The organism is Pantoea sp. X85 (assembly GCF_029623675.1).
Classification (GTDB): domain Bacteria; phylum Pseudomonadota; class Gammaproteobacteria; order Enterobacterales; family Enterobacteriaceae; genus Pantoea; species Pantoea leporis.
This window is the reverse complement of sequence record NZ_CP121108.1, coordinates 2113974-2134177: the sequence shown is the minus strand read 5'-3', so window position 1 is coordinate 2134177 and position 20204 is coordinate 2113974. Positions and strand designations below refer to the sequence as shown.

Here is a 20204-nt window from a genome sequence, read left to right as displayed (position 1 = left end):
ACAGTATGTTAATTGGGATACCCAAAGAACGGTTAGCCAACGAGTCGCGCGTGGCCGCCACGCCAAAGACCGTTGAGCAACTGATCAAGCTGGGATTTAGCGTCACCGTTGAACAGAGCGCAGGACTTCGCGCCAGCTTTGATGATGAAAGCTTTATCGCCGTCGGCGCCACTATTACTAACACTCACGATGTGTGGCAATCGGACATCGTTTTGAAGGTGAATGCGCCGGACGATCAGGAGATTGAACTGACGCGCGCCGGTAGCACGCTGGTGAGCTTTATCTGGCCTGCGCAGAATCCCGCGCTGCTAGAAAAGCTGGCAGCACGCAACGTCACCGTGATGGCGATGGATTCGGTGCCGCGTATTTCTCGTGCGCAGGCGCTGGATGCGTTGAGCTCAATGGCGAACATCGCGGGTTATCGCGCCATCGTTGAAGCCGCTCATGAATTCGGCCGCTTCTTCACCGGCCAAATCACCGCTGCCGGTAAAGTGCCGCCAGCCAAAGTGATGGTGATCGGTGCGGGCGTCGCGGGATTAGCGGCCATCGGCGCGGCAGGCAGTTTAGGTGCCATCGTGCGTGCTTTCGATACGCGTCCTGAAGTGAAAGAGCAGGTGCAGAGTATGGGCGCCGAGTTCCTTGAGCTGGACTTTGAAGAGGAAGCAGGCAGCGGCGATGGTTATGCCAAAGTGATGTCTGAAGCCTTTATTAAGGCAGAGATGGAGCTGTTTGCCGCGCAGGCGAAAGAAGTGGACATTATCGTCACCACCGCGTTGATTCCTGGCCGTCCGGCCCCGAAGCTGATTACTGCCGAGATGGTTGCCAGCATGAAACCAGGCAGCGTGATTGTCGATCTGGCAGCGCAAACCGGCGGTAACTGCGAATTGACGGTGGCCGATCAGGTGACCTTAACCCCTAACGGCGTGAAGATTATCGGTTACACCGATTTGCCAAGTCGCCTGCCAACGCAATCCTCACAGCTTTACGGCACCAACCTGGTCAACCTGCTGAAACTGCTGTGCAAAGAGAAAAACGGCGAAATTACCGTGGATTTTGACGACGTGGTGGTGCGCGGGGTGACGGTGATTCGTGATGGCGAAGTGACATGGCCAGCGCCGCCGATTCAGGTTTCCGCCGCGCCGAAAGCGCAACCCGCCGAACAGCCGCTGCCGAAGGCAGAAGCCAAACCGGTTTCACCATGGCGCAAGTATCTGCTGCTGGCGCTGGCGGTGGTGCTGTTTGCCTGCCTGGCCAACGTCGCGCCGCCGGACTTCCTGTCACACTTTACCGTGTTCGCGCTCTCTTGCGTGGTCGGCTATTACGTGGTGTGGAACGTGAGTCACGCATTGCACACGCCTTTGATGGCCGTCACCAACGCCATTTCCGGCATTATTGTGGTGGGTGCGGTGCTGCAGATGGGCCACGGCGGTTGGGTCACGATTCTGTCGTTTATTGCCGTACTGATTGCCAGCATCAATATCTTCGGTGGTTTCACCGTCACCCAGCGCATGCTGAAAATGTTTCGTAAGAATTAAGGGGTAGCAACATGTCTGGCGGATTAGTTACTGCAGCATATATTGTTGCCGCGATTCTGTTTATTTGCAGCCTTGCCGGTCTCTCGAAACACGAGACCTCAAAGCAGGGTAATATTTTTGGTATGAGCGGCATGGCGATTGCGCTGCTCGCCACCATTTTTGGCCCGAACACCGGGAACGTTGCCTGGATTCTGCTGGCGATGGTGATCGGCGGTGCGATTGGTTTGCGTCTGGCGAAAAAAGTCGAAATGACCGAAATGCCGGAACTGGTTGCCATTCTGCACAGCTTCGTGGGTTTGGCGGCGGTGTTGGTGGGCTTCAACAGCTATATCGATCACGCGCCAGGCCTCGCGCCGGTGATGGAAAATATCCATCTGACCGAAGTGTTCCTCGGCATTTTCATCGGTGCGGTGACCTTTACCGGTTCACTGGTGGCGTTTGGCAAACTGCGCGGCAAGATCTCCTCATCAGCGCTGATGCTGCCACATCGTCATAAAATGAACCTCGCGGCGTTGGTGGTCTCTTTCCTGCTGATGCTGTGGTTCGTACAAACTGATAGCACCGGTGCGCAGGTGTTTGCGCTGCTGCTGCTGACCGTCATTGCGCTGGTGTTTGGCTGGCATCTGGTGGCGTCAATTGGCGGCGCGGATATGCCGGTTGTGGTCTCGATGCTGAACTCTTACTCCGGTTGGGCGGCGGCGGCGGCAGGCTTCATGCTGAGCAATGATTTGCTGATCGTTACCGGTGCGCTGGTCGGTTCTTCCGGTGCCATCCTCTCTTACATCATGTGTAAAGCGATGAACCGCTCCTTTATTAGCGTGATTGCCGGTGGTTTTGGTACCGATGTAAGCGTGGGCGGCGAGAGCGATGAAGTGGGCGAGCACCGTGAAATTACGGCGGAAGAGACGGCAGAAATGCTGAAAGCCTCTTCTTCTGTAGTGATCACGCCGGGTTATGGCATGGCGGTGGCGCAGGCGCAGTATCCGGTTGCGGAGATTACCGAAAAGCTGCGCGCGCGCGGTATCAAAGTTCGCTTTGGTATTCATCCGGTTGCCGGTCGTTTGCCGGGCCACATGAACGTACTGCTGGCGGAAGCGAAAGTGCCTTACGATGTGGTGCTGGAAATGGACGAGATTAACGATGACTTCAGCGATACCGATACCGTTTTGGTGATTGGCGCGAATGACACCGTTAACCCAGCCGCACTGGAAGATCCGCGCAGTCCAATCGCTGGCATGCCGGTGCTGGAAGTGTGGAAAGCGCAGAACGTGATTGTATTCAAACGCTCGATGAGCACCGGATACGCAGGCGTACAAAATCCGCTGTTCTTTAAAGACAATACGCAGATGCTGTTTGGCGATGCGAAAGCGAGCGTGGAAGGCATTCTGCGCGCGCTGTAAATAAGCAGGGCGGTGATGTGATTCACCGCCCTGAGTAGAAATAAGTAGGGCGGCCATTGCGAGCCGCCCTTTTTTTAATCAATCGTCTTCATCTTCTTCGTCATCGTAATCAATTGGCGATTTGAAATCGTCTGGCTTGATCGCCAGCAAATCACAACGCAGATGATCAATCACCTGTTCCGCAGTGTTACCCAGGAACGCGGCTGACAAACCGGTACGGCCAATGGTGCCAAGCACCACAATGCCGGCGTCCAGATGCGAGGCGATATCCGGAATCACTTCCTCGGGCAAACCTTTCGCCACGTGGGTGAACTCTTCACTGATGGAGAATTTTTGACGCAGCGCTTTCATCGCCACTAAATGCTGGCCGCGAATCGCGTCGTTGTAAACGCTGGGATCAAAGTCGGGCAGTTCGATAGCAATATTGATCGGTGTGATGGGATAAGCGCCGACCAAATGCACTTCGGTGTGATTCACCATCTCGGCAAGCAGCGTGGTTTCACGAATCAGCTTCTGATTGAGCTCATCATGATGCGGCTCTTCGCTGGCTAAGTTGACCGCCACCACCGCTTTGCCGCCTTCAGGCCACGCCTGATCTTTCACCATCCACACCGGACATGGACATTTACGCAGCAGATGCCAATCCGTCGGCGTAAATATCACCGCTTCCAGGCGATCGTGTTGGTGCGCCATTTTCAACACTAAATCATGCTGATGCGCCAGAATTTCCTGGATGATGGCTTCATACGGGCGGTTATGCCAAACCACTTTGATTTCAATTTCAACGCCGGCCTCAATATACGCCTGGGCCTGTTGGCGGATCCATTCGGTACGTTGGCTGATTACCCCTTTGCGCATATTGGAGCGCTCATCGGGCGACAGCAGCGTGGTCATTTCATATGAGAAGTCGTAGATAGGCAGGAAAGCTTTGATTTTTCCGCCGATTCGTTGATTGAGATAAACCGCACGACGCAGCGCGGGCTGATCGTCCTGCTGGGCATCAATAGCCACCAGAATATTTTGGTACCGGGACATAAGCCGATCTCCTAAAACCAAAGCAAGTTGGGTTAAAGATAGCCTAAGTTTGGGCAGGGCAGAAGCGGAAAAGTTGTTGCCGGATCAATAAAATAACTTTTATTAACCCGGCACAGAATCACGCGGCTTGTTCGGTCTGGCCAGCTAATTCTGCCAGCAGAGCGTGGTTCTCAATGGTGATATATTTGCCTTTCACGGCCAGCATGCCACTTTTCTGGAAGCGACCCAGCAGACGACTAATGGTTTCTACGGTTAGTCCCAGATAGTTACCAATGTCGCCACGCGTCATGGTCAAACGGAATTCACGCTGTGAGAAGCCGCGCTGACCGAATCGACGCGACAGATTCCAGACAAACGCCGCCAGACGCTCTTCGGCATTTTTCTTCGACAGCAGCAGAATCATATCCTGATCGCCTTTGATTTCACCGCTCATCAAACGCATCATCTGCTGACGCAGTGCCGGCATTTTACCGGAGAGGTCGTCGAGAGTTTCAAACGGGATTTCGCACACCATCGCGGTTTCCAGCGCTTGCGCAAAGCTCGGATGTTTTGCGCCGACAATCGCGTCAAAACCAACCAAATCGCCTGCCAGATGGAAGCCAGTAATTTGCTCGTCGCCTTGTTCAGTGATGGTGTAGCTTTTGATGGTGCCGGAGCGGATAGCGTAGAGAGATTTCAGTTCATCACCGGCTTTGAACAGCGTCTGGCCTTTCTGAATCGGCTTTTTGCGCTCAATGATGTTATCCAGCTGATCCAGTTCGTGCTCGTTCAGCGTGAAGGGAATACACAATTGGCTGATACTGCAATCCTGACAATGGATGGCACAACCGCCAGACTGAATACGTCGAATGCTGCGTTTTTCCTGGATCATATAGTTACGCTCGATGATTATTGACTGCGGTCAATTTTAACATTTTTCTAAGCGAAGGGAACTCATCCGAGCAGTAAATGTCCTTAAAACCCCACAAATGTCAGGTATTACGCGGTTTGCGCTGGTTTGGCTGAAGGGCATTTATTGATCTGGAACGTTTTGTTGCCAGGTTTACAGCTATGTCGCGCTTAATACAGCGCAAAAAGTGACAGATGTTTTGCCCATAATCCTTTGCTACTCTTTTGCTTTAGCGTCGAATTGGACGCGCAGGCAAACACCAGGCGAGAGGAAACACCATGAACCTTGATGATGAAGACCTTTTCCGTGATGCCATGGGTGATGTGACACCATTAAAAAATTGCGCTAACACCCAATGGCTACGCGCCCCCTCGCCTAAAGCGCCACGTGCGCCGCAGGAAAGTGACGAGCAGGAAAATTTTCTCACGCGTGGCTTTCTCGACATCGTTCCACTGACAACTCCGCTGGAGTTTAAGGTCGAGGGCGTACAGCAAGGCGTGCTGGATAAGCTGCGACTGGGCAAATATCCGCCCGAAGCCAGCCTTAATCTGCTGCGTCAGCCGGTGGAAACCTGTCGTCAGGCGCTGTTCAGCTTTATGCAGCAAGCCAATAAACATGGATTGCGCAATCTGCTGATCATTCATGGCAAAGGGCGTGACGATGAGTCGCACGCCAATATTGTGCGCAGCTATGTGGCGCGATGGTTGCCGGAATTTGCAGAAGTGCAGACCTTTTGCACGGCGCAGCCGAAAGACGGTGGGGCGGGCGCGCTCTATGTCGGTTTACGTAAAACCGAACAGGCGCGCCTGGAGAACCGTGAGCGTCATGCGAAACACAGTCGCTAGCTGTGGAATTTGCGGATGGTCGCCATCAACACTTCGGCGCTCAGGCTTAACGGACTGCCGCTGCGCGTAATAATGCCCACCGGTTCGCCTGGCCCCGGCGAGGCAATCGGTAGCGCGCACAACGCATCATGATTCAAATCTTCTTTGATGGCACCTGAAGGCACAAACCACACATAGTCGTAACGTAGCGCCAGCTGGCGCGCCAGCGATGTTGATGAGGTTTCGACGCAGTTTGCTGGCAAGGTACAACCTTGCTCATTCAGCATATGCTGCGCAATACGGCGCGGTGCGGTGCCTTCCGGCGAAACCACTACCGGCCACTGCATCGCGCGCGACAGCATAACGTTCTCGCTTAATAGCGGATGGTCCGGGCGCACCACCAGTTTGAGTGATTCCAGAAACAGCAATTCGTAGGTCAGTCCGGCCATCATATCGCTGTCCGCCATACGACCAATGCCGACATCAAACTCACCGGCACGTAAACCGGCCAACAACACGTTGTTATGCAATGTCGCGACCTGCACCGTGGTGTTGGGTTGCTGTTCATGGAAGCGATCGAGAATTTGCGGCAGCATGCCCATCGCCGCCGTCGTCAGCGCGCCGAGTCGAATCACCACCGGTCGGCCCGGCTGCGGTGCGTTGAAGCTCTGCCCGGCATGATTGAGCGCATCCAGCACTTTCACCGCATGAATCAGAAACTGTTCGCCCAGCGTGGTGAGCTGCGCGCCGAGCCGTCCGCGCTCAAACAGTCGCGCGCCGGCCAACTCTTCAAGCTCATTCAGTGTTTTAGATAAAGCAGGCTGGCTCAGATTGAGCGTTTCAGCGGCGCGACCGAGCGTGCCTTGCTGCGCCACCGCCACAAAGGTATGTAAATGACGCAAGCGAATGCGCTGATTGAAAAGGATATTTTTGTCCATACGCCCAACATAATGAGTTATGCCGAGGAGCAGCAATGAGGAAACGTTAATTATGTTAACTTGCCTGCAAATTTATATTAACAAAAACACCGCTATGCAAGCTTCGCCGCTAACCTGATGTATTTATGAGAAAAGCTGAAAAAGACATTATTTGCAGCATATTCACGCGCTCTCAAATCAATAACATACAGCGTAAAAAGTTGAATAATTCTCAATTACATCCAAAAAGAGTGCCTGTTATTGTTAACGATGAGCTATGATAAGCGCCGTTTTTTTTACTAAAACTGATGCCCTAAACGGTTAAAAGTGCAGGAGTCGTTACGTGACCAGCGTTGAAGCAGTAGACGTTCGCCAGCTTATCAATAAGAGTGCGCTTAGCAGCTGGCAAAAGCGCTTAATCGCGCTGTGCTTCGTGGTAGTGGCGCTGGACGGCATGGACATTGCGCTGATGGGCTTTATTGCGCCCACGCTGAAAGCCAGTTGGGGCGTCACGAATCATCAACTCGGCATGGTGATCAGCGCGGCGCTGATTGGTCTGGCATTGGGGGCGATGGTCGCTGGACCGCTGGCCGATCGCTATGGTCGCCGCGTGATGATCCTCATCAGCGTGCTGTTTTTCGGTCTGTGGACGCTGGCCACGGCGATGGCGCAGAACATCGAACAGATGATGCTGTTCCGCTTTCTCACCGGTTTAGGGCTTGGGGCCGCGATGCCCAACGTGGGCACGCTGGTGGCCGAATACGCGCCCGAACGTCGCCGCTCATTTATTATTACCGTGGTGTTCTGTGGCTTTACCTTTGGTGCCGCGACGGGAGGCTTTGCCGCTTCGTGGCTGCTGCCGCGCTATGACTGGCACTCCGTTATGCTGATGGGCGGCGTGCTGCCGCTGCTGGTGCTGCCTTTTTTAGTGCGCGGCTTACCGGAATCGGTACGTTTTCTGATTAGCCGTCGCGCGCCTGCCGCACGTATTCACGCCATCCTCGAACGTATGCTGCCCGGCAGCGTGCAGCCGGATAGCCATTATCAAAGCACTGAGCTGCCCACCGCGCGTAAAGGCTCGGTGGCGACCGTGGTGTCGCGCCGCTATCTGTTCGGCAGTTTGATGTTGTGGGGCGGCTACTTTATGGGGCTGTTCCTCGTTTACCTGATTGGCAGCTGGATGCCTTCATTGATCAGCACGCTCGGCATGTCGGTGACGGAAGCTGCGATTGTCACGGCGATGTATCAGGCCGGCGGAACCCTTGGCTCGCTGTTTGCGGGTTGGTTGATGGACCGCATCAACGCCAATCTGGCGCTGGCGGTGATCTATTTCTGCGGTGGCATTGCCATTGTGGCGCTGGGTTTTTCACCCGCGCAGGTCGGCTTAATGAGCGCCATCGCTTTCTGCAGCGGCTTCTGTTTTAACGGCGCCAATACCGGCATGAATGCGCTCTCCGCCAGTTATTACCCAACTCATGCGCGTGCCACCGGCTCCAGCTGGATGCACGGCATAGGGCGCATCGGCGCCATCATTAGCGCCTTTGTCGGTGCCGAGTTGTTAACGCTTGGCTGGACGTTCAGTCAGATCTTCCTGCTGCTGGCGATTCCCGCCGTGTTAACCACCATCATGCTGGTGCTGAAATGTCGCTTTGGTGACCAGTCAAACCTCACCGAGTGACAAGGCGATCACAGTTCCACGAAATTGTTACCCGCCGCTAAAGGGTTGATCTACAGTAGCAACAACCCGTTAGCCCAAGGTGATGATGATGCCAAACTTTCTCAGCAGCGATGCCATCCGCACGCTGTTCTCGCAGGCAATGTCGACCCTGTATCAGCAGGAAGTGCCGCAATACGGCACGCTGACGCAGTTGGTCACCGCTGTTAATGAACGTACGCTGGAAGCCAATCCCGAGTTAAAAAACCGCTTGTCGGCCGCCGATGAACTGAGTCGCCTGAGCGTCGAGCGTCACGGTGCGATTCGCGTCGGCAAGGCTGATGAACTCAGCACGTTGCGCCGGATGTTCGCCGTGATGGGCATGGAAGCGGTGGGGTATTACGACCTGTCGCAAGCCGGTGTGCCGGTGCACTCCACGGCGTTTCGTCCGGTCAGCGATCGCGCGTTGCGCCATAATCCATTCCGCGTTTTCACTTCGTTGCTGCGTCTGGAACTGATTGATGATGCGGCGCTGCGCGAGAAGGCCGCTGCAATTCTCGCCGCGCGCGATATCTTTACGCCAGGTTGCCGCGCGTTGATCGCTAAGCATCAGCAGCAGGGCGGTTTGAACGCCGCGGATGCCGCCACTTTCGTGCAGGAAGCGCTGGAAACCTTCCGCTGGCATGCGCATACCACCGTAGACAGCGCCACTTATCGCGCACTGAGCCAGCAGCATCGTCTGATTGCCGATGTGGTGTGTTTCCGTGGTTGCCACATCAACCATTTGACGCCGCGCACGCTGGATATTGATCGGGTGCAAGCGCTGATGCCTTCGCGCGGCATCGATCCAAAAACCCTGATTGAAGGCCCGCCGCAGCGTAAAGTACCGATTCTGCTGCGCCAGACCAGCTTCAAAGCGCTGGAAGAAGCGGTGCACTTTAACGATGGCACGCCGGGCACGCATACCGCGCGCTTTGGTGAGATCGAACAGCGCGGCGCGGCGCTCACCCCGAAAGGACGCGAACTTTACGATCGTCTGCTGGCTGAAGCCGGTACCGGCAGCGATAACCAGCATCACCAGCAACATCTTAGCGCGGTGTTTAGTGATTTCCCCGATGACGAAGAGTCTTTGCGCGAGCAGCAGCTGGCGTGGTTCCGCTATCGCCTGACCGAAAAAGGCGAGCATCTGCCGCCACGCGCGGGCGAAAGCGTGACGCAGTTGCTGGCAGAAGAGCGTTTGAGTGCCGAACCGATCGTTTACGAGGATTTCCTGCCGGTCAGTGCCGCGGGGATTTTCCAGTCGAATCTGGGGGACGTGGCGCAAACACGCAGCGCGGGGAATGCCAGCCGAGCGGATTTTGAAAGCGCGTTAGGTTGCGCGGTGCAGGATGAAATGGCGTTGTACCAGCAGATGCAGCAGCGCAGTCTGGAACGGTGTGGTGTAGCCTGAGGAGAAATGTTACAGCCGGTCTGAAATTAAGCAGACCGGCTGCTTTTCTTGTGGTTATTGCAAGCGCGCGTCACGCACCAGCGTGTACTTCCCGGCACCCAAAAACATAATGGCGAGCGCACCCAGCAGGTAAAGCGCTTCTGTCTCCAGCGCCCACGCACCGACGTCGGTGCGATGCCAGACAGCGCCCATTTTTACCAGCAGTGTCGCAACAATCATGTTCACCGCAATAATGAACGCCGCAGGGCGCGTCAAAAATCCGATGATCACCATTACAGGTGCCGCTATTTCCCCGATGTAAGCACCGTAAGCGATGAAACCTGGCATTCCTTTGACGGCGAGCATGTGCGCAATCCAACCCACGCCATGCACCACTTTGAACGCCCCATGAAACAGCAGCAATCCGCCCAACGTCAGGCGCAAAAGCAGTTTGCCAAGGTCCGGGTGATCGCACATCCGGTTGAACATTTGATTAATGCCACCAAACATGGTGTTTCTCCGTCGCGCCAGGTTAACTTGCAACCTTAAAACAAATGGCCTCAATGGGGTTAGCCAAAATATTTGATGGAGTTGTTCAAATAATCGCGCCGCGTTTCGGCTTAATCTGCAAATGCTTTCAGAACATGGACATTCGTCTAAGGCCTGCAAATAATGGAACGATGCATTATTAGGGAAGCCGAGATGAAAAATGAACGACGTCTGAGGATCATGACCGCAGAAGGGGAACTCAGAGGCCTGATGGACGAAGATCTTTTTGTCTTCGAAGGAATACCGTACGCAGCTGCACCTACTGGCGCTTTACGCTGGCGACCGCCGCAGCCGGTCCAGCCGTGGCAAGAGGTGCGTGATGCGACCGAATGGGGCGCAGCAAGTTGGCAAAATCGTGACTATTGCGTGGCCGCCGGCGGTGGCGATCCCGGTCGCTTTAGTGAGGATTGTCTCTACCTGAATATCTGGACGCCGGATGTTGAGCCTTCGCGGCCGTTGCCGGTAATGGTCTGGTTGCATGGCGGGGGATTTTCCATCGGCGCCGGTAATCTTGATCCTTATCGCGGTAAAGCGCTGGCGGCGCAAGGTGTGGTGGTGGTAACGCTTAACTACCGACTCGGTCACTTCGGTTTTTTCTCTCATCCGGCGCTGGATGCGCAATACCCCGACGGGCGCGTAATCAACAACTTTGCCTTACTCGATCAAATTGCCGCTTTGCAATGGATTCAGCGCAACATTCCTGCCTTTGGCGGCGATCGCCATAACGTGACGCTGTTTGGTGAATCCTCCGGTGCGCGTAGTGTGTTATCGCTGTGCTGCTCGCCGCTCTCCGAGGCGCTGTTTCACAAGGGCATCGTACAAAGCGCCTACAGCTTGCCCGACATCCCGCAAAAGCAGGCACAACAGATCGGTTTACAGGTCGCGGCGCATTTTGCGTTACCCGAAGATGCCAGCGCCGAGCAGCTGCGTGAGCTACCGGCCGAACAATTCTGGCCGTTAGAACGCCCGCTGGCGCTCGGCCCGGTGCCCATCAGCGGCGATGCGGTACTGCCGAAACCGATGTTAACCACGTTTATCTCCGGCAAGCAGCATCGCATTCCGTTAATGATCGGCAGCAACAGCGATGAAGCCAGCGTACTGGACTATTTTGGCGTGGATGCCACGGCAGTATTGCGACAGATGCGCAGCAAAAACCGCATCAGTTATCGCCTGATGAAGTGGCTGTACGACATTCATGATGATGCGCTGCTGGGACGTGCGGTGGCGCGCGATATGGCGTTCACGGTGTTACCGTTAATCATCGCTCAGGCGCAGCACAATATCGGCCTGCCCGCATGGCGTTACTGGTTCGATTACGTCTCCGAAAACGCGCGCGATCTCTACCCGCACGGCACCTGGCACGGCAACGAAATTCCCTATGTCTTTAACACGCTGGATACGCTAGCGCCGCCAGCGGAACGCAGCTACAGCGAGCAGGATAAAGCGTTCGCCTCCACAGTCAGCGCTTATTGGGTCACCTTCGCGCGTGAAGCCAGCGAGTTTAGCTCGCACTTAGCGGGTGAAGTAGATTGGCCAGCCTGGCGACCGGGCGACGATCTGACGCTGGCGCTGGGCGAACAGGGCAAAGCCCAGGCGGTGGTGAAGGCGCGCTTTATGCGTGGACGGCTGCGTTTGTTCCGTTTGATGATGCGCAGCCACGTTAAGCTTTAATGAGCGTGCTAATGGTGTAATCTGGCAAATCAATTTATAAGGCAAATTTTCGCCTATCTTGCTGATAAATCTTAAAAGCGCATATTTCTCACCCGCGTCAGTAAGCAATTAATTAGCTTACAAAACCGTTACATTTTCCCGATCCGATGCCGATAAACGCAATATGCCCGATTTTATCGGGCCTCCTTCGCGTTTCACACCAAGGGATTATGTATGGGTATCTTAAAAAATTTCACCATCCGCGCCGTATTGCTCACCATTCTTGGGCTGTTTTGCCTGCTGTGGTGTGCCGTTGGGCTGTTTAGCGTCCACTCACTGAACGCCCTCGGCGAGGGCAACGAGATTGACCGCCAGCTGGTCAATCAAATGACGATTTTAAGCAAAGGAAATGATCAATATTTTCGTGTCGTTACGCGTCTGTCTCGCGTGATGGAAGGCCGCGCCTCAGGCAGCGCAGTCGGTGCTGATGCTTTTACCCCGGTGCAACAAGCGCTCGACAATATGAAAACGCTGCTGGCGCAGTTTAAAACCATGGCGCCAGGTCCGATGGATGCGGAGACCGCCAATAGCGTCATCGCCAACTGGCAAAAACTGCTCGATGAAGGCATCGCACCGCAGGTATCGCTGGCGCAGCAGGGCACGCTTGAAGCCTATCGTGCGCAAGCCAATAACGTCACGCCGCCACTTAGTCGTGCGTTTGGTGCCAGCGCGGAAGCCTTCAATAAAGCCGCAGGCAGCAAACTGGATGAGACGCGCGTCACCGTCGATAAGCTCACCAGCATCACTAAAGTCATTATTCTGGTGGCGGTGGTGATTGGCTTGTTTATCTTGCTGTTTACCGATCGCTATCTGGTGGCGATGCTGGTGAAACCACTGGAGCGTATCCGTAACCATTTCACGATTATTGCGCAGGGCGACCTCAGCCAGCCGGTGGAAGATTTTGGCCGTAACTGCGTCGGCAAGCTGGTGCCGCTGCTGCGTGCCATGCAGGACAGCCTGCGCGAAGCGGTAAGCGCGATTCGCAGCGGCACTGAAAACATTTATCGCGGCGCAGCGGAGATCTCCTCCGGCAACAACGATCTCTCATCGCGTACCGAAGAGCAGGCGGCCGCGCTGGAGCAAACGGCGGCCAGCATGGAGCAGTTAACTGCCACCGTGAAGTTCAACGCCGACAACGCACGTCAGGCCAGTTCGCTGGCTGAAACCGCTACCGGCACCGCACAGCAGGGCGGACGGTTGGTGGGCGAAGTGGTTACCACCATGCAAGGCATCTCAGGCAGCTCGAAGAAGATCGCTGAGATCACGAGCGTGATTAACAGTATCGCTTTCCAGACCAACATCCTGGCGCTGAACGCCGCGGTAGAAGCCGCACGCGCCGGTGAACAGGGCCGCGGTTTTGCCGTGGTGGCCAGTGAAGTGCGCAATCTGGCGCAGCGCAGCGCCGGTGCGGCGAAAGAGATCGCCACACTGATCGAAGATTCCGTGCAGCGCGTGGAAAAAGGGTCGGCGCTGGTGAGCAGCGCGGGTAGCACCATGCACGACATTCTTAAGTCGGTGCAGGATGTGAATGAAATCATGAAGCACATCGCTGCTGCGTCAGAAGAGCAGAGCAAAGGGATTTCGCAGGTCGGTACCGCCGTCACCGAGATGGACAGCGTCACCCAGCAGAACGCCTCGCTGGTTGAGGAAGTTTCTGCCGCTGCCAGCGCGCTGGAGCGCCAGACGCAAGAGCTGCAGGCCTCGGTGGCGAAATTCCGTCTATCGGACAGCGCGCCTGTGAATAAGGTCGTGGTATCGCCAACCGCGCTGCGTCGGCCGGTGTTGACCGGCGCAGGCCTCGCACAGCCGAAATCAGCCTCTGACGAATGGGTCTCGTTCTAAACCTCAGATAACCACGCCACCAGTTCCGGCAGGAACGGTGGCGCATCTTTTTCCGCCCGCTGTAACAGGCTGTAGCTTGCGCCGGTCGCCACACTGGTGGCAAACGGCGCAATCAGTCGCCCATTCACCACATCGTTCTGCACCAAGGTGACATCCGCCACCGTGACGCCAAAACCCTGAATCGCAGCGCTGATCGCGAGATCCATGGTGGCGAAATGCTGATTGCGCGCCATTGGCAACGCGGCATCCAGCCCGGCCAGCCAAAGCTGCCAGTCGCGTGAATCCGGCGTGGGATGCAGAAAAGTAAACTTCGCCAGTTCGCCAATCTGCGTGGGCGGCGTGACGCTGCTGGCCATCACCGGCGTTAAACGCTCCTCAAACAGGCAAATCGAACCGGCTGGCGACGGGCCAAACACAATCGCCGCGTCAAAGTTATCGAGCTGCGAGCCATGATCGAGTGTGGTGGTCAACGCTACGTGAATATCTGGCCGCTGCTGTTCTAGCGCTACCAGACGCGGCACCAGCCAGCGCATGGCGCAGGTAGGCGCTTTCAGGCGAATCGAGGCGTTGCTGCGGCTGGCTTTTTCTGTGGCATTCACCAGCATGGCGAAACCTTGCTGCAATTCCGGCAGCAGCGCGGCACCTTGTTCGGTGAGATGTAGACCACGTGCGTGGCGGGTAAACAGCGCGAAGCCCAGCCAACTCTCCAGCGTGGCGATTTTACGGCTCACCGCGCCTTGGGTGATGCACAGCTCGCTGGCGGCACGCGTCAAATTGAGATGGCGCGCGGTGACCAGAAACGCGTGGATGGCATTGAGCGGCAGAGCAGAGCGGGACATAACAACCTCAAGCTATGATTTTTAATCATGGCTATTATGACAACAATTCGCTTGTCGACTCAAGCCGCACACCGTTGAATAGAAATCTACTTTCGATACGTGGTTATGCAACCTTACGAGGCACCGATGACCTTGAACAGCAGTGTTAACATCTCTTCCAAACAGCCCGATGTCGGCACGACGATTTTTAGCGTCATTGGCCAGCTGTCGGCGCAGCATAAAGCCATTAACCTGTCGCAAGGCGCACCCAACTTCCCGTGTGATCCCCAGCTGGTTGAGCTGGTCAGCCAGGCGATGCGTGACGGTCATAACCAATACGCTTCAATGACCGGCCTGCCGTCGCTGCGTGAAGCGCTGGCGGAGAAAGTTCACACGCTGTATGGCCAGCACTATGATGCCGGCAGCGAAGTGCTGATCACCGGCAGCGCCAGCCAGGGCATTTACATGGCGATTTCCGCGCTGGTCCACGCAGGCGATGAAGTGATCTTCTTCGAGCCGGCGTTTGACAGCTACGCGCCGGTGGTCCGTCTGCAGGGCGCTACGCCAATTGGCCTGAAGTTGCAGGTGCCGGATTTCGCCATCAATTGGGACGAACTGCGCGCCACCATTACGCCGCGCACGCGCATGATCATTATCAATACGCCGCACAATCCCAGCGCGCAGGTGCTGTCAGCTGCGGATCTGGATCAGTTAGCCGCGTTGACGCGCAACACCGATATTGTGGTGCTGTCTGACGAAGTCTACGAACACATCCTGTTTGATGGCCGTAAGCACTGCGGCATGGCAACGCATCCGGAACTGGCGCAGCGCAGCGTGGTGGTTTCCTCCTTCGGTAAAACCTTCCATGTCACCGGCTGGCGCGTGGGTTATGCGCTGGCACCGGCAGCGCTGATGGAAGAGATCGTCAAAGTCCATCAGTTCATGATGTACGCCGCCGATACGCCGATGCAGGTCGGTTTTGCTCACTATCTGCAAAATCCGCAGAACTATCTGCAGCTGTCGCCGTTCTATCAGGAGAAGCGCGATCGCCTGCTGACCTTGATGGAGGATTCGCCGTTTAAACTGCTGCCGAGCGCCGGTTCGTTCTTTATGTTAGCCAGCTACGGACATTTCAGTGACGAAAGTGATAGCGAAATGGTAAAACGTCTCATCGTCGATCACGGTGTGGCCACCATTCCGCTGTCGGCGTTTTATATGGACGGCACTGACAATAAATTAATTCGCCTGTCATTCGCAAAAGACGACGCAACACTTCAGGCCGGTGCAGAAGCGCTCTGCCAGGTCAAAGGGTAACTTAGGGGTAAATATAATGAAAAAATTGAACGCACTGTTTGTCGCTTTGGGCATGCTGACTTCGGCGCACGCGCTGGCGCAGGAAACCTTACGCTATGGTCTTGAATCACAGTATCCGCCCTTTGAGAGCCGCAACGCGCAGGGTGAACTGGAAGGTTTCGACATCGAACTGGGTAAAGCGATTTGTCAGGTAGGCAACTTCGACTGTAAGTGGGTGGAAAGCAGCTTTGATGCGTTGATTCCGGCGCTGCAGGCGAAAAAATTTGATGCCATTAACTCCGCAATGAACATCACCGAAGCGCGGGCGAAAAGCATCGACTTCACTAAGCCGATCTACCGCATTCCGACCATGTTAATCGTGAAAGAGGGCGAGAAGCTGCTGCCAACCGCCGAATCACTGAAAGGCAAAAACATCGGTGTGCTGCAGGGTTCGATTCAGGAAACCTATGCCAAGAAGCACTGGGAAGCGCAGGGCGTTACGGTGACCTCTTATCAGGATCAGAACCAGGTTTATAACGACATGATTGCCGGTCGTCTTGACGGCACGCTGGTGATGTCAGCTGCCGGTCAATCGGGCTTCCTCGAAAAGCCGCAGGGTAAAGGTTTCGCCTTTGCCGGCAAGCCGGTAGAAGATGACACCATTCTCGGCACCGGTATCGGTTTTGGCCTGCGTAAAGGCGATGACAAACTGAAACAAGAGCTGGATGCGGCAATCACCAAGGTGCAAGCCGATGGCACCGTCACTAAGCTGGCGGCGAAATTCTTCCCTGGGATTGATGTTTCAGCGAGCAAATAACTTAAAACAGGTCGCGTAATGCTTGCCGGTTTAACCAACGGTGTTTGCGCAGGCCGGGGCCACTTTTGGTCCGGCGGTCCTCTCGCCGCTTACGCGGTTCCTTCACTTCGTTCGTCTGCCTGACGGACCGGCGGAGACGGGACTTCCATGTCCCGGCTCCGCCTTTCGCCCGCGTCCTGCGGGCTCTCCTGGCTTCCTCGCTTCGTTCAGCGCTGCGGATTGCCTGCCCAAAAGTGGCCCCGGCCTGCTTCTTAGCTTCCGTACATGTTGTTGAAAACGGCTCAATTTTGAGAGGCGCTGGCACGTCTGCTGCGGCAAAAGGGCTATTCGCAGCGCTGAGGCTTTTACGTTGGGCCAGGAGCCTCACGCAGGGATGCGTGAGGCAGTTCGGGGTCGGCCAGGACGGCCGATCCGCGAACGGTCCGTTGGCACGACGTGGAAGCCGAAGGCACCGCGCTAGCGGCGCGAGGACGGCCCGTGACGCAGCAGATGTGTCAGCGCCCGCAGGAGTTCGTGTCGTCATTTATGACGACCTTCTTCTTTTATTTCGCGGCTAAATAACACAACGCTTCGGCCACCTGATACGACTTCACAAATGAGGGAACCGGCAAAAACTCAAAACGCGAATGGAAATTGTGCGCGCCGGTGAAGAAGTTCGGCGTCAATAATCCTTTCGCTGACAGCGCTGCACCGTCGGTGCCGCCGCGCATCGGGATCACCTTCGGTTCCACGCCCACTTGCTCTAACGCGGCAAAAATCAGGTCAATTGCGCGGCGATCTTCACCAATCGCATTACTGATATTGCTGTAAGTATCGTTAATCGTCAGCGCTACATGGCCGGTGGGATAACGCGCGGCGATTTCATCGGCCACTTCCACCAGTTGCTGTTTCTTCGCATCAAAACCCTGCAAATCGAAATCACGAATCGAGGCTTTCAACACCGCGCGGCTGGCGTTGGCATTCATATCGTTAAACCAGATATAACCTTCGCGGCCTTCGGTATGCTCGGGGGTTTTTAAGCGATCGAAGCGGGAGATGAAGTCATGCGCCATCAGCAGCGGATTGACCAATACGCCTTTGCCCGACATCGGATGCGCCGGCACGCCGGTAAACACCAGCTCAGCGGCGGCAGCATTGAAGTTTTCATACACTACTTCACCCAGCTCGCAGCAGTCGATAGTCCAGGCGAAATCGACGTTAAAGCGCTGCTCCAGATCCAGCGCTTTTGCACCGCGCAGGCCAATCTCTTCATCGGGCACAAACGCCACCACGATATCACCGTGATCGCCGCGCAGGTTCTCCAGCAACGTCATCACCACCGTCACCGCTGCTTTGTTATCGGCGCCCAGCACGCTGGTGCCGTCGCTGAAAATAATCTCCTGCCCGAGATAAGGTTTGATCTCCGGATGTTCCGCCACGCGCAGCCAGATGTCCTGCGTGCTGTTAAGGCACAGATCTTCCCCGGTGAACCTGAGGGTTTGCGGGTGGATATCCGGCGACAGGCCAACATCCACGGTATCAATATGGGTGATAAAACCGATACGCGGCGCATCAGGGCGATTGCCGGGTTTCACCGCAGTGACCGTGGCGTGCTGGTCAATCACGATATCCTGCAAACCCAATTCGCCCAGCTCCTTGGCCAGTAACTCCGCCATCGCATGTTGGGACGGCGTACTCGGCAGCGTGGTTGATTTGGCATCGCTCTGGCTGGAAACCGCCAGATAACGGTAGAAACGCTGGGTCAATTGGCTGGCAAGTTGGTCTGTCATCACAATTCCTTATTAGCATTGCGGCGTCTGTAGTACGCGTGCTGGTTAAATCATGTTATTTATTAATCAGATGAACATTACATAACGAAGCAGACTCATGGAAGTCAATAAAAAGCGAGGATCATGATGAAAAAAATGATGGCAAATCTCACTCTCACTGCAATCGGCTTGGCGGTCGCGGGCGGGGTTTCGGCAAAAACGCTGGTGTACTGTTCAGAAGGATCGCCAGAGAACTTTAACCCGCAATTGTACACATCGGGAACCAGCGTCGATGCCAGCGCGGTACCGATTTTCAACCGCCTGGTGGACTTCACGCCCGGCACCACCGAACTGGTGCCGAGCCTCGCCGAGAGCTGGGATATCAGCCCGGATGGTAAGGTCTACACCTTCCATCTGCGCAAAGGGGTGAAATTCCAGAGCAACAAGCTGTTTAAGCCGTCGCGCGATTTTAACGCCGACGACGTAATCTTCTCGTTTATGCGCCAGATGGATGCCAAAAACCCCTACCACAATGTCTCCGGCGGTAACTATGCCAACTTCGAAAGCCTCGAGCTGGCGAAGCTGATCACCAGCATTGAGAAGGTCGATGACAATACCGTGCGCATCACCTTAGCTCACGCTGAAGCGCCATTCCTCGCCGACTTAGCCTGGTATTTTGCCTCGATCCATTCGGCTGAATACGCCGACCAGATGTTGAAAGCCGGCACGCCGGAGAAGGTCGATATGGAGCCGATTGGCACCGGGCCGTTTGAGCTGGTGCAGTATCAAAAAGATTCACGCATTCTCTATAAAGCCTTCCCGGAATACTGGCAGGGCAAGGCGAAACTTGATCGTATTGTCTTCTCGATCACGCCGGACGCCTCGGTGCGTTATGCCAAGCTGGAGAAAAACGAATGCCAGATTATGCCGTTCCCCAATCCGGCCGATCTGGAGAAGATGCGCACCAATCCCGATTTAACGCTGGAACAGAAATCAGGCCTGAATACCGGTTTCCTGTCGTTCAACACCACCAAAGCACCGCTGGATAACGTCAAGGTGCGTCAGGCGCTGGCGATGGCGATCAATAAGCAGGCGATCATTGATGCCATCTTCAAAGGTACTGGCACGGTAGCGAAAAACATCCTGCCGCCGGACGTGTGGAGTGCGGATAAAGATCTGAAGGATTACGACTACGATCCGCAGAAAGCCAAAGCGCTGCTGCAGGAGGCGGGGATTAAGCCAGGCACCGAAATCGCCCTGTGGGCGATGCCGGTACAGCGACCGTATAACCCGAATGCGCGACGAATGGCGGAGATGATTCAGGCGGACTGGGCCTACGTGGGTATCAAAGCCAATATCGTCAGTTATGAGTGGGGTGAATACCTTAAGCGCGTGAAAGGTGGTGAGCATCAGGCGGCGCTGATGGGCTGGACCACGGCGACCGGCGATCCGGATAACTTCTTCGGTCCGCTTTACAGCTGCACCTCGGCGAATGGCGGCTCCAACTCGTCGAAATGGTGTTATCAGCCGTTTGAGAAGATCATTACCGAAGCGCGCGCCGAGCAAAATCACGACAAACGCGTGGCGCTGTATCAGCAAGCGCAGCAGATTATGCATGACCAAATGCCAGCGGTGATGATTGCTCACTCAACCATCTTCGAGCCGGTGCGCAAATCGGTGAGTGGTTATCAGGTCGATCCGTTCGGTAAACACATCTTCTACCCGGTGGATATCAAGAACTGAG

At 55.5% G+C, this 20204-nt stretch carries 16 protein-coding genes; 10 read left to right on the top strand and 6 right to left on the bottom strand.

Annotated elements, in window-relative coordinates; translation table 11 throughout:
- The first annotated feature begins 5 nt into the window (after nt 1-5).
- Both pntA and pntB read left to right on the top strand, forming a co-directional pair.
- Complete coding sequence (gene pntA, locus P6287_RS09940) at nt 6-1535, top strand: Re/Si-specific NAD(P)(+) transhydrogenase subunit alpha (protein WP_277973639.1); 1530 nt, start codon at nt 6-8, stop codon at nt 1533-1535.
- 11 nt (nt 1536-1546) lie between these two features.
- Nucleotides 1547-2935, top strand: coding sequence for a Re/Si-specific NAD(P)(+) transhydrogenase subunit beta (pntB, locus tag P6287_RS09935; protein WP_277973638.1), 1389 nt, complete (start codon nt 1547-1549; stop codon nt 2933-2935).
- A 78-nt stretch (nt 2936-3013) separates the two neighbouring features.
- Here the strand turns inward: pntB and uspE are convergent, their stop codons facing one another.
- Together uspE and P6287_RS09925 are read right to left on the bottom strand one after the other, a co-directional pair.
- The gene (gene uspE / locus P6287_RS09930) at nt 3014-3970 is read right to left on the bottom strand and encodes a universal stress protein UspE (RefSeq protein WP_222182185.1); all 957 of its coding nucleotides are present in this window, start codon (nt 3968-3970) and stop codon (nt 3014-3016) included.
- Between the two features lie 118 nt (nt 3971-4088).
- The gene (locus tag P6287_RS09925; RefSeq protein WP_008106391.1) at nt 4089-4841 is read right to left on the bottom strand and encodes an FNR family transcription factor; all 753 of its coding nucleotides are present in this window, start codon (nt 4839-4841) and stop codon (nt 4089-4091) included.
- Between the two features lie 296 nt (nt 4842-5137).
- On the opposite strand from P6287_RS09925, the gene smrA reads away from it, so the two are divergent.
- Nucleotides 5138-5704, top strand: a complete 567-nt coding sequence (gene smrA, locus P6287_RS09920; protein ID WP_277973637.1) for a DNA endonuclease SmrA — start codon at nt 5138-5140, stop codon at nt 5702-5704.
- Here the strand turns inward: smrA and P6287_RS09915 are convergent.
- A complete protein-coding gene (locus P6287_RS09915; protein ID WP_277973636.1) occupies nt 5701-6621 on the bottom strand; it encodes a LysR substrate-binding domain-containing protein in 921 nt (306 codons plus the stop codon). The two genes, smrA and P6287_RS09915, sit on opposite strands and share 4 nt — an antisense overlap.
- A gap of 322 nt (nt 6622-6943) precedes the next feature.
- Between P6287_RS09915 and P6287_RS09910 the strand changes: the two genes are divergently transcribed.
- Entirely contained in the window at nt 6944-8278 is a 1335-nt protein-coding gene (locus P6287_RS09910; protein WP_101764324.1) for an aromatic acid/H+ symport family MFS transporter, read from the top strand.
- A gap of 88 nt (nt 8279-8366) precedes the next feature.
- Nucleotides 8367-9704, top strand: coding sequence for a VOC family protein (locus P6287_RS09905; RefSeq protein ID WP_192411973.1), 1338 nt, complete (start codon nt 8367-8369; stop codon nt 9702-9704).
- A 54-nt stretch (nt 9705-9758) separates the two neighbouring features.
- On the opposite strand, the gene P6287_RS09900 is transcribed toward P6287_RS09905, so the two are convergent.
- Nucleotides 9759-10193, bottom strand: a complete 435-nt coding sequence (locus P6287_RS09900; RefSeq protein WP_110866212.1) for a DoxX family protein — start codon at nt 10191-10193, stop codon at nt 9759-9761.
- A gap of 192 nt (nt 10194-10385) precedes the next feature.
- Here P6287_RS09900 and P6287_RS09895 point away from each other — a divergent pair, with 192 nt between their 5' ends.
- Both P6287_RS09895 and P6287_RS09890 read left to right on the top strand, forming a co-directional pair.
- Entirely contained in the window at nt 10386-11903 is a 1518-nt protein-coding gene (locus P6287_RS09895) for a carboxylesterase/lipase family protein (protein ID WP_277973635.1), read from the top strand.
- A 213-nt stretch (nt 11904-12116) separates the two neighbouring features.
- Nucleotides 12117-13784, top strand: coding sequence for a methyl-accepting chemotaxis protein (locus tag P6287_RS09890; RefSeq protein WP_192411791.1), 1668 nt, complete (start codon nt 12117-12119; stop codon nt 13782-13784).
- Here the strand turns inward: P6287_RS09890 and P6287_RS09885 are convergent.
- Nucleotides 13781-14623, bottom strand: a complete 843-nt coding sequence (locus P6287_RS09885) for a LysR substrate-binding domain-containing protein (protein WP_192233938.1) — start codon at nt 14621-14623, stop codon at nt 13781-13783. The two genes, P6287_RS09890 and P6287_RS09885, sit on opposite strands and share 4 nt — an antisense overlap.
- Nucleotides 14624-14749: 126 nt before the next feature.
- Between P6287_RS09885 and P6287_RS09880 the strand changes: the two genes are divergently transcribed.
- On the top strand, nt 14750-15916 hold the full coding sequence (locus P6287_RS09880; protein WP_192411792.1) for a methionine aminotransferase: 1167 nt from the start codon (nt 14750-14752) through the stop codon (nt 15914-15916).
- Between the two features lie 16 nt (nt 15917-15932).
- Nucleotides 15933-16712: a transporter substrate-binding domain-containing protein gene (locus tag P6287_RS09875; protein ID WP_192411793.1), complete on the top strand. Its 780-nt coding sequence runs from the start codon at nt 15933-15935 to the stop codon at nt 16710-16712.
- 542 nt (nt 16713-17254) lie between these two features.
- On the opposite strand, the gene pepT is transcribed toward P6287_RS09875, so the two are convergent.
- Nucleotides 17255-18481, bottom strand: a complete 1227-nt coding sequence (pepT, locus tag P6287_RS09870) for a peptidase T (RefSeq protein ID WP_137385839.1) — start codon at nt 18479-18481, stop codon at nt 17255-17257.
- Nucleotides 18482-18607: 126 nt separating this feature from the next.
- Between pepT and P6287_RS09865 the strand changes: the two genes are divergently transcribed.
- Nucleotides 18608-20203: an ABC transporter substrate-binding protein gene (locus P6287_RS09865; RefSeq protein ID WP_277974924.1), complete on the top strand. Its 1596-nt coding sequence runs from the start codon at nt 18608-18610 to the stop codon at nt 20201-20203.
- Nucleotide 20204 lies beyond the last annotated feature (1 nt).

Excerpts from the sequence above, each read along its gene's own strand:
- P6287_RS09865 (WP_277974924.1), top strand. The coding sequence starts at position 18,608 with ATGAAAAAAATGATGGCAAATCTCACTCTCACTGCAATCGGCTTGGCG.
- P6287_RS09880 (WP_192411792.1), top strand. The coding sequence starts at position 14,750 with ATGACCTTGAACAGCAGTGTTAACATCTCTTCCAAACAGCCCGATGTC.
- uspE (WP_222182185.1), bottom strand. The coding sequence starts at position 3,970 with ATGTCCCGGTACCAAAATATTCTGGTGGCTATTGATGCCCAGCAGGAC.
- smrA (WP_277973637.1), top strand. The coding sequence starts at position 5,138 with ATGAACCTTGATGATGAAGACCTTTTCCGTGATGCCATGGGTGATGTG.
- P6287_RS09905 (WP_192411973.1), top strand. The coding sequence starts at position 8,367 with ATGCCAAACTTTCTCAGCAGCGATGCCATCCGCACGCTGTTCTCGCAG.
- P6287_RS09890 (WP_192411791.1), top strand. The coding sequence starts at position 12,117 with ATGGGTATCTTAAAAAATTTCACCATCCGCGCCGTATTGCTCACCATT.
- P6287_RS09925 (WP_008106391.1), bottom strand. The coding sequence starts at position 4,841 with ATGATCCAGGAAAAACGCAGCATTCGACGTATTCAGTCTGGCGGTTGT.
- P6287_RS09900 (WP_110866212.1), bottom strand. The coding sequence starts at position 10,193 with ATGTTTGGTGGCATTAATCAAATGTTCAACCGGATGTGCGATCACCCG.
- pepT (WP_137385839.1), bottom strand. The coding sequence starts at position 18,481 with ATGACAGACCAACTTGCCAGCCAATTGACCCAGCGTTTCTACCGTTAT.
- pntB (WP_277973638.1), top strand. The coding sequence starts at position 1,547 with ATGTCTGGCGGATTAGTTACTGCAGCATATATTGTTGCCGCGATTCTG.
- P6287_RS09895 (WP_277973635.1), top strand. The coding sequence starts at position 10,386 with ATGAAAAATGAACGACGTCTGAGGATCATGACCGCAGAAGGGGAACTC.
- pntA (WP_277973639.1), top strand. The coding sequence starts at position 6 with ATGTTAATTGGGATACCCAAAGAACGGTTAGCCAACGAGTCGCGCGTG.
- P6287_RS09885 (WP_192233938.1), bottom strand. The coding sequence starts at position 14,623 with ATGTCCCGCTCTGCTCTGCCGCTCAATGCCATCCACGCGTTTCTGGTC.
- P6287_RS09915 (WP_277973636.1), bottom strand. The coding sequence starts at position 6,621 with ATGGACAAAAATATCCTTTTCAATCAGCGCATTCGCTTGCGTCATTTA.
- P6287_RS09875 (WP_192411793.1), top strand. The coding sequence starts at position 15,933 with ATGAAAAAATTGAACGCACTGTTTGTCGCTTTGGGCATGCTGACTTCG.